We start from the raw sequence: 14,482 nt of genomic DNA on the forward strand, positions 1-14,482 counted from the left end.
GGAGCTAATGCCAGTGCTTTAGTCTATTCACTGGTCGAAACAGCCAAGGCAAACAATGTAGATGTTTACTATTACCTAAAGTACCTGCTTCTCAAAACTCCGACATCACAAACAAGTGATGAAGAACTAGAAAAGCTCTGTCCATGGAATCCAGAGTGTAAGGAAGCTCTGGAAGATCTTCACAGGCAGCATCAAAAGGAAATCTTCGATGCGATGTGATCTTAATCATATGTGAATTGTCAAGGTGCTCCAGTCTCATAAGAGGCTGGGGTATATTTATGGGCAAAAGCCCTTGTACCCAATAACATATATGTGGTGGTAGCGCTACCCACCTAATTATTTAGCGCTTACGCTCTATCCCGCTTGTTTGCTTGGCTTCCCCTCACTGTCTGCCCTCTTGCTCTAGTCTGTAGTCTATGGCACGGAACGAAATGGAAAGGAAAGAGAAGGGCGTAAAAGGGAAGGAAGAAAAGAAAAACCATGCCTCGATAACTACCGCAACAATGCAAAATAAAAAAGCGTCAATGAAAGAATCTCCATTAACACTTTTTTAAGTCCGTTCTCACGGTAACTAATGTATGAAATTTACAAAAATAGGTATCATTCTACGCTACTTCTCTGCTATCTGTTATATCTAAATCATCATCAAAAATATCACTCATTTCCCCTCTTCCTATGCCCCGAAATGTATAAACATAAAGCTGCTTTTATCTTGATTTTTTCAATCAAGTACTATCACTTATTATCCCAACTCCATCTCTGTAGGTTTATGTTAGTAATGGAATCCATTTCCATTTACCCAATGCAGAGAGTTCCTTTTTCTCTTCTCATGCATTTCAATCTGTGTAATTATTATTGTTCCCTTTCATTTGTTAATACATTCACCAAAATTTGAATATTGCTGAGTATCTCTTCCTGATCATTCATCAGCATTTTCATCCGAAGTTCATTGAAATGCCTATCAAATATCTCTGCGTATACAGCGCAACAAGAATCATCTAGGTCTGTAAGCATTTTAAATTCCTTTTTTGCTGTTTTTTTGCAATATTCCATATGGGTATGATTCCATACAATTGCGCTAATCACACTAATTGCAGCAGACATCTTCTGTTCAGAATCAAATCCATAATTTTGCCACTCATCTTTGGAAAAATCAGGGTCTCTACGTAAAATGGCTTTATTGAAACACTCCATTATAAACATAGCTGGATCACTTTTTTTTGATAAATCTTGCATAGTGCGAAATATACGAATCATCGATTGCATCTTTTTATATAATCCAACAAATGCCTTTTTTCCCAAAATCAAGGAGACGTCTTCGTTAAATTTATCAAAATCTTCATTTGTCTCTATGACGAATTTTACTGCAGAAAAATAAAAATCCTCCAATTCATCTTCTAATGATTCAAATTTTTCATCATCTTTCTTTGAGTATATAATGCTTTTCCATTTTGAATCTATCTTGCTAAACTTCTCTGACATTTTATCAATCTCATCTAAATATTCTCTTATTTTCTCCATGTTTCTTTTCTCCATCCTGTACCTTATATCACCACACTATCAAAACAAGTATTATAATTATATTTATAATTATTTTTATAATTACTCGCTATCCAAGAGATTTTATCCACATTCTCAGCCGAATACTCTATCCCATTCGTATTATCGCCCCATACTCTATTCATTTCAGCCGAATCATATTCCATTCCATCCTCAAGCATCAAACCATCCACTTTTTCGGCATAATGTTTGCAACTTGTATTTTTACCAAATGACTCATATATATAATTTCTTTTTAAACAATTTGAATCCACGATTATTTTGCAAGCCTCTCGGAATTCCTGATTATTCTTATATCCCCCCCAATCTCTACCAACTTTTTCTTCTATTAAAGTTGTCAACTCATTCTGTTTTTCTTCTAATTCACACCTGCTCCCCCCAACTGATTCCAGGTATTTTCTAAACCACCATGTTAATCCATAATATTTATATTTGCTATATTCATAAGCAACAATGATTTTATAATCCAACATATCTCTCATTATCTTCGATAAATAATTGGGCTTAATATTTAATTTTTCCGATATGAATTTACTTTGTAACAAATCTCGCCCATACAATAAACTAATTATTTTTTCATAATGTTTTTTTCCAATTATTTTCTGATACACCTTATCGAATTCTTGAATTCGCTCAAGCTTTTCTAATAATAGCTCTAGCTCTTCTACAAGTGCCGTAAAATAGCCGCCATCAAAAAAGCACCTCGTTTTGCTGACATTTGCATTCTCACTAAGTAAGGTGGCTATTTTTCCATATTTCATCGCAAGTTCATAGACGTATGACAAATCAAGTTGTTCAGGCTTATCTTCATGCAGTGTCTCCTTTACATCGTCTATGTACTTCTCAAAAATTTCTATTAATCGATCATATTTTTTTTCAACCATAAGCTTTTCGATTTTTTGAATATCATTCATTTCGAACTACTCCTTCTATATCCGCAGTAAACAAGCACACTCCACCGTTTATACATTCTTTATTACAATTATTCATCGGAATAAATCTTTTATAGTTTGGAACCTCCATATTTCGAACTTTACATATTTGAGTGGCCATACATATCGGTTCCTTATATTCTTTCTTGTTATCTATATTTTCTATAGCAGAGCACGTATTTACCCATATAATATTACAGTTCATATCAGCAACACTAAGCATCATTCTTTCAAATGAATGGCTCTTAGAACTCCACGAAGGTATAATTAAGAGTTTAACGCCAAGCTCATCCACAATCATATTTCTTACCTTAGTCTCCAGTGCACTTCTACAAATCATGATTCCCATGCATCCATGTGCATCATCGTATAGCAAATTAATAGTATCATCTGGTGTAAGAGCTTCTGCCCTATCAGTATTCTTATCGTTATATGCAATCAACTTGCCTTGCGAAAAGACTTCAATTCCATCATATGTCTGAATAAGGCATGATGTATTTGTTCCTTTGTCATCGCAAATTGTCCAAACAGACGGAAGCACAATCAATTTTAAATATATATGATTATTACTTCTAACAAAACTACATATTTCCTCTTTCAAGCCGATGTACCCAAGCATTTCAGGAAACACAAGCAAATTTACATGTTCTTTCTCCGCTTTCTTTATAACGTCAATAACTGTACTCTTAATTTTCTCTTTATCCATCCTATTCCAAGGCTTAGGCAAAAAAAGATCACCCTTTTTGCAGTTTTTATTTTGAAGTTTGTAATCACAAGACATCGGAGACATACCGATTTTTAGAGAATTCTTTCCTATCGCATAAACATCAGGATGTGCAGCTTTCAATCTTCCAAGGAAATAGCAATTGATTTTATACTTCTTCTTGCTATATTCACCTGACATATCCATATATCGTGCATATTTCAAGAAAACATTAAAACTATCAGATTCAACCTCTCTATCCTCTCCACTTCCTTCCCACATAGCTATACACCTTGGAAAAATCATTAAATTTGTAGTTGACTGACTTTTACTGGAATTTATACCATTTTCAAATTTTAAATAATGATTTTTACCTATCCGAATAGAAGAGTTCTCCACACATTTTCTAAGACATTTTCCTATCAAATGATCCGTTCCAACCAAAAGTGGATATGCTTCAACCAAAATAGACATTGCATCTTTCTCATGTTTTAGCTTATGAAATGCACTTTCTATCTCTTCTTTTGATTGATAATCATATCCTGATTCGTATTTATTTTTATCTAAACCTTTATGGTTTCTATTTTTATTAACTTTGTTGTATACCTGTTGTATTCGATCTTTATGTTTAATTAGATAAGCAATCATCTCCGCCAACAAATCGGCCGTTGCTGTTAATTCATCAATTTCTTTCTTCCCCATGATAAGAATTGTACCTTTTTTCTTTAATTATATCTCTCATGGCACATGTGTCAACATTATTGTTCACTTATTGTTCACTTGAAACGTTTTTGCATCTTCTACCCCATGCGCATCTGAACAATTCATTCCAAGGTATTATCTGTTCAAATTTCATCTATAAATCATCTTCTAACTAATCACTACTCCATAACAATATGCATTCCGATTAATAATTGCATTATTGATGAATATATTCTGTACAACAAAGCGATGTGTATATAATTTTGAACAGGGGTCTGTCAAGTAGATAAGCCAAATAAACAAAATAAGTCAAGAGAAAAGGTGATCACTTCATTAGAGGTGGTCACCTTTTTAGATGCTGAAATCATATAGATTTGGAAATGGTGACAGTTTGAACTGTCACTATAATCCTTGGTCTGCTTAATGACAGATATTCTGTAGTCAAGCAGATCAAGGATATTTGTGCGCTTGGCGCACTTTATTCAAGGCCAGTAGCCTCTGGATTCATTTCTATTCTTTTGTTAAGCTGCCCATTTAGCTTTATACTTCTGGATACGCTTATTCTCAGGAATGGGATAATCAGTAGGCTTATCTGTAAGCATTGCTTCATTACGTACCTGGGCAGACGTCTTTCCACCGAATCTTTCCTGTGGCCTTTCGTTGGTATAAAAGTACATGTATTTCTCTATGGCGTTCCTTAGTGAAGTTTCATCAGTTATATCAAACATGCAGTACATTTCAGTCTTGATGATGCCCCAGAATCCTTCAGTCGGTCCATTATCTATGCAGTGTCCTACTCGAGACATTGACTGTTCCATTCCTTGTTCTTGTAACTTCATTTTAAAGACTTTACTGGTGTACTGAAATCCACGATCCGAGTGAAAAAGTGGGGCGGCATCAGGATTTTCAGCTATTGCTTTGTCAAACGTTTTAAATACGAGTGCATTATCATTTCTTGTACTGATAACATAAGATACCGGCGTTCTGTCATAAAGATCAAGGATGGCACTCAGATACAGCTTCTTATTAGCTTCAGGGATCTTAAACTCAGTAACATCAGTTGTCCATTTTTCATTAGGTTTGTTTGCGTGAAAGTCTCTTTTGAGCGTGTTCTCTGCAACAGTTTCTGGAGTTGAAGGTTCATACTGCTTTCTTTTCGCACGAATAATCGCATGAACTCCAATAGCCTTCATGATCCTGTGTATGCGCTTAACTTTATAATCAGTCCCATTGAAGTGGTTAATCCAGAGAGTCATCCGTCTGTATCCAAGGATATGACCAAAGCGATCATCGTATTCTCTGATAAGCTCAGCAATTCTATGGTCTTCCAATTCTTGTTCTGGAACTTCTCTGTGAAACCATTTGTAATAAGCTGCGTGTGATACACCCAGCGTCTTACACATCCAGTTTATACTCCAATGTTTATCATTAGAATAAGCCTGTATAGCTAAATATTTACATTCAAATCGAGTCTTACCGAGCCTCACATCCCTTCTAATTCTCTCACTTTTTTTAACAGTTCTACTGTCATGTCCCTTTCCTGAAGTTGTCGCTTTAGTCTTAGGTTCTCACGGCGTAAGCGCTCCAATTCATTAACTTCATCATCTGTTTTGTGATGACCGCGTCTATCAACAAGCGCATCTTCTCCATCTGCGTCATACTTTCTTACCCAGCTATAAACCTGTGTATAAGAAACATCATACAAAGAAGCAGTGCCTTTATAATCGCGATTGTGCTCTATGCAGTACTTGACGATTTCTTTGCGTTCCTCGATAGTGGTTTTTCTTCTAGCCTCTGCCATATAGACCTCCCGCTTAGGATCATAGTCCTTAAGCTCTCTATTGGCATTATACTCTGAAATCCATCTTCGAAGTACACTATCACTAGATATCCCAAACTTTGCAACACATCCATTTACACTTAACTCACCTTTTATAACTGTATCTACACAAGATGTTTTAAATTCTTTGCTATACTGCTTGTTTCCAGCCCCTTTAGTAAATGCGTCTGCTCCATAATTACGGTAAGCAGCCACCCATCTTATAAGTGTGGCTTGAGCTATATCGTTAGCATGGGCAATTGAATCATATGAGCCCATTCCGCTAAGGTATTCATTTACTCTATCAATCATCCATTCTACGGAATGTTTCCTTTTAGCCATAAAAAATCCCCCTAAAGGAGACTTTGGTTATTTCCATTGTCTACTTTAGGGGAATCATATCATTTGCGCAGTACTACTCTTTTTATTGTATAATAAAAGTGTTTTCACAATAATCCCAATTGATCGCCGGAAAGGAATAATATGGCTATTAAAACAGTTAACATAACTACCATTGAACAAATCAATGACATGATATGGGAGCAAAATCTAGAACCAAGTATAAATAGATATAGATCAAACTATCTATTCAGAGGTTTACCAAATATCGACTATCACTTAGCTACTTCTTTACATAGAAATTGTCAAGGTAAAGAATCCACTATCGAAGAGTCTCTTCTTAGGAATTTTACAAAATATGCTGCAATTGAAGACGATTCTCTCAAGTCTTCCGTGTGGAGGCAGTTGGTAATAGGTCAACATCACGGTCTTCCTACAAGATTATTAGATTGGACATACTCCGTGATGGCCGCACTTCATTTTGCAACAAGCGGCGAAGACTTAGGATGTATGGAGCAGCATGATGGTGTTATATGGCAAATAGACATTATGGAAATGAACGATTCGTTGCCCTCTAGATACAAAAAAACTTTAGCTAGAAAAAAAGCTTATTTAATGACTATAGAAATGTTAGATGACCTCATCCATGATGAAAGCTATACTGCGTTGAAAAAATATGATGATGAACTAAATGGAAAAGGTCTATTATTGCTTGAGCCACCATCAATAGACCAGAGAATAATTAGCCAGTATTCTTATTTTTCTGTTGTTCCTGCTGGTATGGAAAATCCTAAAGATGATAATGGAATTGAAGATTTTTTATGTAAAACCGCAAACACAAGAAAGTATATTATCGACAAAAGCATAAAATGGAGAATACGAGATATGCTCGATCAAATGAATATCAATGAACGGACAATATATCCCGGTATTGATGGATTAACCGCTTGGTTAAAAAGGCATTATTATGTCAAAAGAATTTAAAGCTCATTATAAATTGTTCTTTTACTGATGCGAGGGCATACTAATGAACGAAAAAATTATCAACGAAATATATCATGACATTTATTGCAGAATATATGAAAATCATATTACCATTTTTTTGTGCGGTGGAACAGATACAGACAATCATCGCAGAGACAAACTTAGAGATTACTTAGTTAGTCAAAAGAAGAACATCTCAGTACTATATCCTGAAGATTTACTAATCGAAATGCTTAATGGAAAGCAGAAGGATTTAGTTTACCTAGAACAAAAGTTAGCAGAAAACTGCGATATCATCATATTATTCTGCGAAAGTCCAGGATCCATGGCTGAACTAGGTAGTTTCGTAACAAATGAATCCATAATTAAAAAACTAGTGGTACTAATTCATGCAAAGCATAAGAACGATAAAAGTTATATAATGTACGGTCCTGCAAACCTCGTAAAAGCTAATAAGGAAAGCTCACTAATTTTCTATAATAATGATTTCAGTAAGATGCAGAATGAAATAGACCATTTTATAAAGAAAGCTAAAGTTCCTTATCACACAAGAAGGAACATAGATACTATTGTAGGGTTGTTTAACTTTGTCATTATATTATTATATTTTTACGACACAGCTGAAAGCAAGGAAATAATTAATGAAATCATAAAACTATCAAAAAAAATTGAAACTGATACAAAGCAGATCAAACTTAAATATAGTATGGTAATTAGGTGGTTGTATAAAGAACGACTAATCGAAAAAAAGATAGATAAAACCATTGCTAAGCTTGCGCTTACACAAGATGGGTATAACTATGCCAAACGACTAATTCATCTAGCCATAAATAATATTGGCGAGTATAATGTAAATGGAATACGTATAAGAATACTAAAAGATCAATATTATTAGCATCTCATATCTTAGATGCGTTGCAGCAAGTGTTGTGTACGGAAGATGATTCGTCTTCCCAAGAAAATCATTTGGTTTAGTTGAATAAAACTAGTCTTTATGCGCATAGCCATGCACATAAAGATTGTTTTATCCAAAATATATTTGGTAAGAATGAGGTGCTAATAATTTGATTGATAAAACAAATAAGTTAATATTAGATTCAATTGGTATTCCGTATTTCTGGGATATTAATTCATTTGCACAGAAGGTAAGATACACAAATAAATTGCTGTTCTTCTTGTCCAATTACAAAGCTGTTGAAAGATATAATATCTTCTATCTTACAAAAAAGAATGGGAAAATGCGGAAAATAATGGCACCATCGTTTTCGTTGCTAATGTTGCAAAGATGGATTTTGCACAACACATTGTACAAAATCCGCGTCTCCGAATATTCCTATGGTTTCGTAAAATCAAATTCTGACTCTGAGTCCCCCTTGGTTGAAGTAGCTGGGGCCCATAAAAATCATAAATACATTCTAAAAATAGACATAAAAGACTTCTATCCCTCAATATCGAGAGCAAGAGTATTTTTCTTATTTAAGAATTTAGGATACAATTTCTGCTGTGCCAATATGCTAGCCAACATATGTACTAATAATAACGAACTCCCTCAAGGCGCTGCAACATCGGCGCGCCTTGCAAATATATTATGCACTAGGTTAGATGCAAGAATATCTGGTTATTGTAACAAAAGAGATATTACTTATACTAGATATGCTGATGACTTAATCTTTTCATGTGACAACAGAAATGTTCTTCATCATATTTACAAAATGATTAATACAATAATTCAGGATGAGGGGTTTGAAATCAATCAATCAAAGACTCGTTTTCTGTCTCCCAAAAATCATAAGGTTGTATTAGGTGTGACTATTAACGATGGCTATTGTAAGGCTGATCGAAAATTAAAGCGCAAAGTACGAGCTATGATTCACTCATCCATAGTAAATGGAAATTACTCTGAACGTGCCATAATTCAGGGATATATTGCTTATTTTTCTTCTATAGAAAAAGATTATACAGAAAAAATAAAGCGTTATATTAACAAATTCTATGGAACTTTGCCAAAAGATAAAGCAATAGCATACAATAATAATAAATTTTTAAACAAAATGCCTGATATGTCAACGCAAAGCTAAATTGCCAAAGGAGATTTTATCATAATCTCCTTTGGCAATTCTCTATTGTCATGTAATCAAAGTTCTTAAGTAAGTCTTTTATTTCAGCTCGCTGTCATTAATTCATGATAAGCAAAACATGTACAATATTATATCCAATCTCAATCTAACTCCGCAAAACCACACTTAACCGCTTCAAGAAATCTTTCCGAGTATTGATAATTATCATAAAAGTTTTTCATATATTCAAAAGTACGAGGATAGAGTTCAATATCTTTTTCTTCTGCAAATATAATATGATTATCCAAGTTTTTATAACGCTCATTCGCATAGGTACAATACCAAATAGCAAACCCCTGTGCAAAAGATTCCTCTAGATATCTATTCATCTGTGCATCAGGAGAAAGCTTAGTGTTTGTATATCCTTCATTCAGCCACTCATTGTCTTTCCATTCAGCTTCATACACACTTTTCCATTCTTTGCCATGGCTGATCCATGAGTGCGTATCATCAGAAAAATGAGCTAATTCATGAAATAAATCTAGTGATTCTAAGCATTCATCCCAAACATATATATCTTTAGTATAAGGCATGTAATATGCTCTTGTATTTTTGTTATCTTTACCTATGTCCGAAAAAGTCTTCATGACCAAATCAGAGTCAGGACACCAAGAAAAATCTTTATATAACTTACATTTGTATAATCCTTCTTTACTATCAAACAACCCCAAAACTACATCATTTAATTCCTTATCTAAATTTATACGACCTTCTGGTAGGTCGACAGATATAGCATACTTTTGCGCATAGGTACCTGTGTTTTCCACATGTCTCTTATCAATACACAAATAAATATCACGTGCAACAAATCCAACTAAAGCCATAAATAGAGAAAAGATTATTGCTATATCTATACGAACCTTTTTTATATTCTTTTTCTTTATATTTCTTCTCACCCTTTTCACCTGAAACTTATAGTCATTTTTTAACTGTATTTTCTATGTATAGCTCTACTTTCTCATAATTGTTATTATGCACCATTCAAAGCAAAAATAATGATGCTACTGGCATTTTACACTCCACGTATCTTTCTAACCACATCCCCCACATGGCTCTTTATGGTATAAAACCAGAAATATGATTTTGGAATCTGATGATATTCCAGTTGAAGTTTCAGTGTTTCTCTATAGCCAAGGTTTGATCCTGACATGCCGCCAGCTCTCATGTTAGCAATCATCTCATAATTGGTTGAGAACGTGGTCTTGCCTTCGGAATATCTTTTTAACATCCAATCATAATCTGAGGATGAGCGGTACTTGAGGTCGAAAGTCCCTAAGTCTTCGTAGGTTGCTTTGGTTACGAAACATGAAGGATGGCAGATCATGTGCTGCAGCATGAACTCGTGGCTGTAGAACTGGATTTCACTTATCTTTTCATCCTGATAGATTCTAATCATGCCATAGACGATTTCGTACTTCTGGTGCTGATATGTCCTAAGAGTCTTTTCAATGGCATCTGGCTCGTACCAGTCATCAGAGTTAATGATTCCGACGAGTTCGCCAGTGGCTAGGCCTATGCCTTTGTTCATGGCGTCGTAAATGCCGTTATCTTTCTCAGATACAATCTTGACTTCGTATGGAGCTTTTTCTTTGTATGCATTTACGATGACGAGTGTGTCATCAGTGGACTTGCCGTCGACGATGATGTGCTCAAGGTTTGTGTAGTTCTGGGTCAGGACGGAGTTTAGGGTGTCTTTTATTGTCTTGGCACTGTTGTAGGTTGGGGTTATTATTGAGATTTTTGGGGTTGAGGTCATATTTATATCCTTTTGTTATATCTAATTTGTTTTTTGTATAATTGAAGCGGCGCAAATGCGCCGCTTCAATTATACTATTTTGGGGATTGTGGGGCAAATTATCCTGCTTTTGTCGGATAGTCATAAAATATATTGTGTGTTGTAGATTATTTCAAATCAAAAATCGGTGAATTTAGGCAAACAATTATCCTTTGAGCAACTGTATTCCTAATTTCATCCTTGATTCCAGCCCTCTCGATGAACAAATCTCTTTGTCTGTCTTTACTCATAGCCTGAGACATAGCTACTCCTTCAACAACTGTCGTATCACGAACAAAAATAACCAATCTTTTTCCTTCACCCGATAGTAACCATGTTCCAAGATACTTCCATAGAGCATTATCTGTCACTCCTAACGATGCGCCAAAAATACATATGTACCTGCTGTTATCAATTATGTTTTTGGCTTGCTCCACATTTCTAGCACCGATTTTCCTATTTAAAGATTCCTTAATAATATAGTCAGCACATAAATTTCTATCCCTATAATCCGCATTTAAAATCTGCTCTTCATTAGCTACACCTAAAATCATTCCATTCTTATTATTTGGATCATCGATTCTTCCATGCAAATAAAGTGGTTTAGAAATTTTGTCAGGATAATTCACTCCGTTGTTAGCACGATGTGTTAAGACTGGGGTTGCCTTTTTACCAGCCTCTTTATAGATTTTATCTAACACACTTGTGTAGTTCATTGTAATTAGTTTGTAGTCAATAGTATCAGCAACGCTCCTTATAAACTTTTCATATTCAAGCAGACTATCTGAATCAAATGCACTACTAAAATTACCTATCGCCACTCTAAATTTTTCTCCAGCAGAAGCATAATCAATAGAAATGGATTCCTCTTGGTTTTTCAAATATTCCAGCAATCTGCATTCCAACTTCAACTTATTATTTAAAAATGTAACAATGCCATCTTTGGGTAAGCATGATGTATGTTTTCCCAAACTTTCTTCAAGATCAGACCAATTATCTCTTCCTGAATCAATATCGTCCTTCATTACCTGCGCAAAATATTCATCTTCATATTTATCCATATACCACTTTTGAAAGTTAGCATAGCTTGTCTTCATCCCAAGGTTTATGTCAAAACCATTCCCAAATATAAAAGTAATATTCATAGTTTACTCTTCTTTCTCTCAGTTAGTTTTTGCTTGTTCCAAGATTATTCAGTATATTCCCTTCTACTACTGATTCCCAAAAACCATCTAGTTTTTTAGTTTTCACCAAATTATATAGTGCCATACCATCACGAGTAAAAAGGACATTTCCAACAAATACTCTATCTTTCTCTTTAGGAATACTTACTTTCTTATCAAAGTAACATATGCAACCTTCAGTTGATTCTCAACTTTTCTCATCTATCTGTATAAAAAATCCTCCCGCATACACAGCACTTGTCTTGACTAATCCTAATGCTTCCAATTGTGTCAAATCTTCATAAGTCATACCACTCGTTTCATAGATACCTCTTTTTTCCTTGCCCGATTCATAAAATTCATCAAATAAACATGGTGCCGGCACTCCACACACTTTAACTACTAACGAAGAAAACCTAACAAATAATTCAGCATCATTCTTATCCATTCTCTGCAAAACAAACAGCAAACTTTTGGGAACGCTTCCAGGTTTACTGCATTCTGAAGCAAAAATCAAAGCCCAGACTTTTTGAAACTCCACATCAGAAATATTTTTGACAGATTCCATAAATTGAACTATCCAGTCATTATCAACATCTTCTATTTTATCTGCTTTAGTTATGCTATTTATTGCAATTGATAATGTATTATGCTGATTTGTTCTTTCTCTAATTATCTTCCCTGATTGTGAAATTAGTAATGCCTTTGACACTGGATCAATATCACTATTTTGTATATCTTTTATGAATGTTTTTTGCGCTATACGATGTGCTGTATCATGATTCACTATCCAACCTGTTGCCGATGCCAGCTTGTTTATTAAGTTATTTACCACATCTGAAGCACCATCAAAATTAAATAAACTATAATTATCTCCTGCCATATTTTGCCCCCAATCTTTTTCTGAAATCATATATTGCATTTTTTATCTTAATAGCTCCGCCAAGCAAAACTCATCCTTCCCATGAGCTTTGCCCTTAAGCTTCTGATACTGTTTTATTGCATCTACAAGCACTTCCACTTCTCCAGGGAACATATTAAGTTCCAGCTTAACTTGAGCATTATTCTTTATCTGTCTAGCGTGAAAAATGCTTAATCCTAGCAGATCATCTTCTGAAAAAGTTAGGCAGCTGTGTTCCAAAAGAATATCCATTATCTTCTTTTCATTCGAGCCTTCGCACATTACTAGCAGTCTTTTCATTTAAGCTCCTTCTTCAATGACATCAGAGCTTCGTAATTTACTGCTGTCTCGAAAACGTTATTATAGAACTGCTTACTCTTTAAGAGTTCTGATCTTACATCATAGTCTTTGTACATGTTGTGGATATTGACCTTTTTATCTGCCTTGGTGATGTAGATATTGTCCTGTCTGCCAAAGAGATCCAATAACTCACAATAATGAGTTGAAAATACAAGGGTTGAATTGTATTTATTTACGCTCTTATCCTTGTAAAGACTTATGATGTTCTCAACTAGTGTCTTATGGAAATGATTCTCTACTTCATCAATGATGAGGTCATCGCCTTCGAGCAGAGTCAGCACGACTAATGTATAGAGCAGTAGTCCTTTTGTTGTACCGTTTGATAATCTTGAATATAGCTCTTTATCTGACAAAATCTCAGTCTTTCCGCATGATGTGAGCTTGAAATTGCTATCATCTACCATCTTGAGGCTAGTAATGTTCTCATCAAAAATTCGGATGATGTTCATGAGCACTCTATCTGGCATATCTATTATTCTCTGCGCCATGAATGCAGCTTTATAAATGCCATATCCAAGGTCGAAGCTACCATAGTAAAAAGCTCTTCTACCAAGTTTTTTCATCACAAAAAACACGCTGGATGTATCCTCAGGAAGTTCACCCTCTAGCGGATACTCTTCGTAGCCTTCTTCATCAAATATGCTATTTACGTTGGTTTTGTAGTACTTCTTGTATGTGATCTTCTGATCAGCAAACAGGACTTTATCGCTTATTTCATCTTCTTTTAACTTGGTCTGATATTTGTAGATATTGCCCTCATGATAAAAATATATGGTTAGCTTATCGCCGTCTAAACTGTATTCCTTCTTGTTTACGCGAAATGTTCCTAGTATGTCATAGCAAACGCTGAGAAGGTCTAACACAGAAGTTTTACCAGAAGCGTTTTTACCCACAACTCCTATTGTAGAAAAAACATAGAGTCCATCTGCTATTTCCTGTAATTCGTATTCTTTATCTTCAGCAGTTTTCCTAGCTGTAGGAATGTAGCTTACTTCAAAATTATCTGCGCAATTTTTAAATCCAGAAGCGATTACTTTTAATATTTTCATGAGTTTTATCTCCCTTCTGAGTATATTTTACAATACCAAACAATTTAAAACAACTTTTTTGTTTGAAATTGTTTAGAGA

Annotated in this window: 15 protein-coding genes; 4 read left to right on the top strand and 11 right to left on the bottom strand. The window is 34.7% G+C overall.

The window, feature by feature from the left end; translation table 11 throughout:
* Nucleotides 1-219 (top strand): transposase domain-containing protein (locus tag BUA02_RS07765; RefSeq protein WP_178297622.1); only part of this gene is annotated, 219 nt, incomplete at its 5' end.
* Nucleotides 220-852: 633 nt separating this feature from the next.
* On the opposite strand, the gene BUA02_RS07770 is transcribed toward BUA02_RS07765, so the two are convergent.
* The 5 genes from BUA02_RS07770 to BUA02_RS07790 form a co-directional block, all read right to left on the bottom strand.
* The gene (locus BUA02_RS07770; protein ID WP_072702480.1) at nt 853-1,521 is read right to left on the bottom strand and encodes a hypothetical protein; all 669 of its coding nucleotides are present in this window, start codon (nt 1,519-1,521) and stop codon (nt 853-855) included.
* A gap of 23 nt (nt 1,522-1,544) precedes the next feature.
* Nucleotides 1,545-2,474: a helix-turn-helix domain-containing protein gene (locus tag BUA02_RS07775; RefSeq protein ID WP_072702483.1), complete on the bottom strand. Its 930-nt coding sequence runs from the start codon at nt 2,472-2,474 to the stop codon at nt 1,545-1,547.
* Nucleotides 2,467-3,897: a carbon-nitrogen hydrolase family protein gene (locus tag BUA02_RS07780; RefSeq protein WP_072702486.1), complete on the bottom strand. Its 1,431-nt coding sequence runs from the start codon at nt 3,895-3,897 to the stop codon at nt 2,467-2,469. Before BUA02_RS07780 ends, BUA02_RS07775 begins: the two co-directional genes overlap by 8 nt.
* 521 nt (nt 3,898-4,418) lie before the next feature.
* On the bottom strand, nt 4,419-5,384 hold the full coding sequence (locus tag BUA02_RS07785) for an IS3 family transposase (protein WP_072702489.1): 966 nt from the start codon (nt 5,382-5,384) through the stop codon (nt 4,419-4,421).
* On the bottom strand, nt 5,381-6,058 hold the full coding sequence (locus BUA02_RS07790; RefSeq protein WP_072702493.1) for a helix-turn-helix domain-containing protein: 678 nt from the start codon (nt 6,056-6,058) through the stop codon (nt 5,381-5,383). The genes BUA02_RS07785 and BUA02_RS07790 overlap by 4 nt, the downstream gene beginning before the upstream one ends.
* 141 nt (nt 6,059-6,199) lie before the next feature.
* On the opposite strand from BUA02_RS07790, the gene BUA02_RS07795 reads away from it, so the two are divergent.
* The 3 genes from BUA02_RS07795 (at nt 6,200) to BUA02_RS07805 (ending at nt 9,117) form a co-directional block, all read left to right on the top strand.
* The gene (locus BUA02_RS07795; protein ID WP_083572697.1) at nt 6,200-7,039 is read left to right on the top strand and encodes an FRG domain-containing protein; all 840 of its coding nucleotides are present in this window, start codon (nt 6,200-6,202) and stop codon (nt 7,037-7,039) included.
* A gap of 43 nt (nt 7,040-7,082) precedes the next feature.
* Nucleotides 7,083-7,934: a retron St85 family effector protein gene (locus BUA02_RS07800; RefSeq protein ID WP_072702496.1), complete on the top strand. Its 852-nt coding sequence runs from the start codon at nt 7,083-7,085 to the stop codon at nt 7,932-7,934.
* Nucleotides 7,935-8,103: 169 nt separating this feature from the next.
* Entirely contained in the window at nt 8,104-9,117 is a 1,014-nt protein-coding gene (locus BUA02_RS07805) for a retron St85 family RNA-directed DNA polymerase (RefSeq protein WP_072702499.1), read from the top strand.
* A gap of 140 nt (nt 9,118-9,257) precedes the next feature.
* On the opposite strand, the gene BUA02_RS07810 is transcribed toward BUA02_RS07805, so the two are convergent.
* From BUA02_RS07810 to BUA02_RS07835, 6 genes are all read right to left on the bottom strand, one after another.
* Nucleotides 9,258-10,052: a hypothetical protein gene (locus BUA02_RS07810; protein ID WP_072702502.1), complete on the bottom strand. Its 795-nt coding sequence runs from the start codon at nt 10,050-10,052 to the stop codon at nt 9,258-9,260.
* Nucleotides 10,053-10,168: 116 nt separating this feature from the next.
* On the bottom strand, nt 10,169-10,912 hold the full coding sequence (locus BUA02_RS07815; protein WP_072702505.1) for a glycosyltransferase family 2 protein: 744 nt from the start codon (nt 10,910-10,912) through the stop codon (nt 10,169-10,171).
* Between the two features lie 146 nt (nt 10,913-11,058).
* A complete protein-coding gene (locus tag BUA02_RS07820) occupies nt 11,059-12,075 on the bottom strand; it encodes an AbiH family protein (protein ID WP_072702508.1) in 1,017 nt (338 codons plus the stop codon).
* Nucleotides 12,076-12,301: 226 nt separating this feature from the next.
* On the bottom strand, nt 12,302-12,976 hold the full coding sequence (locus tag BUA02_RS07825) for a DUF2806 domain-containing protein (RefSeq protein WP_178297623.1): 675 nt from the start codon (nt 12,974-12,976) through the stop codon (nt 12,302-12,304).
* A gap of 42 nt (nt 12,977-13,018) precedes the next feature.
* Nucleotides 13,019-13,294 carry a hypothetical protein gene (locus BUA02_RS07830; RefSeq protein WP_072702514.1) on the bottom strand — a complete coding sequence of 92 codons (276 nt, stop codon included), beginning with the start codon at nt 13,292-13,294 and terminating at the stop codon, nt 13,019-13,021.
* Entirely contained in the window at nt 13,291-14,403 is a 1,113-nt protein-coding gene (locus tag BUA02_RS07835) for an AAA family ATPase (protein ID WP_072702517.1), read from the bottom strand. Before BUA02_RS07835 ends, BUA02_RS07830 begins: the two co-directional genes overlap by 4 nt.
* Nucleotides 14,404-14,482: the final 79 nt, after the last annotated feature.

The sequence above is a fragment of the Butyrivibrio hungatei DSM 14810 genome, from assembly GCF_900143205.1.
GTDB lineage: Bacteria > Bacillota > Clostridia > Lachnospirales > Lachnospiraceae > Butyrivibrio > Butyrivibrio hungatei.

Excerpts from the sequence above, each read along its gene's own strand:
- BUA02_RS07770 (WP_072702480.1), bottom strand. The coding sequence starts at position 1,521 with ATGGAGAAAATAAGAGAATATTTAGATGAGATTGATAAAATGTCAGAG.
- BUA02_RS07775 (WP_072702483.1), bottom strand. The coding sequence starts at position 2,474 with ATGAATGATATTCAAAAAATCGAAAAGCTTATGGTTGAAAAAAAATAT.
- BUA02_RS07780 (WP_072702486.1), bottom strand. The coding sequence starts at position 3,897 with ATGGGGAAGAAAGAAATTGATGAATTAACAGCAACGGCCGATTTGTTG.
- BUA02_RS07790 (WP_072702493.1), bottom strand. The coding sequence starts at position 6,058 with ATGGCTAAAAGGAAACATTCCGTAGAATGGATGATTGATAGAGTAAAT.
- BUA02_RS07795 (WP_083572697.1), top strand. The coding sequence starts at position 6,200 with ATGGCTATTAAAACAGTTAACATAACTACCATTGAACAAATCAATGAC.
- BUA02_RS07800 (WP_072702496.1), top strand. The coding sequence starts at position 7,083 with ATGAACGAAAAAATTATCAACGAAATATATCATGACATTTATTGCAGA.
- BUA02_RS07815 (WP_072702505.1), bottom strand. The coding sequence starts at position 10,912 with ATGACCTCAACCCCAAAAATCTCAATAATAACCCCAACCTACAACAGT.
- BUA02_RS07820 (WP_072702508.1), bottom strand. The coding sequence starts at position 12,075 with ATGAATATTACTTTTATATTTGGGAATGGTTTTGACATAAACCTTGGG.
- BUA02_RS07825 (WP_178297623.1), bottom strand. The coding sequence starts at position 12,976 with ATGGCAGGAGATAATTATAGTTTATTTAATTTTGATGGTGCTTCAGAT.
- BUA02_RS07830 (WP_072702514.1), bottom strand. The coding sequence starts at position 13,294 with ATGAAAAGACTGCTAGTAATGTGCGAAGGCTCGAATGAAAAGAAGATA.
- BUA02_RS07835 (WP_072702517.1), bottom strand. The coding sequence starts at position 14,403 with ATGAAAATATTAAAAGTAATCGCTTCTGGATTTAAAAATTGCGCAGAT.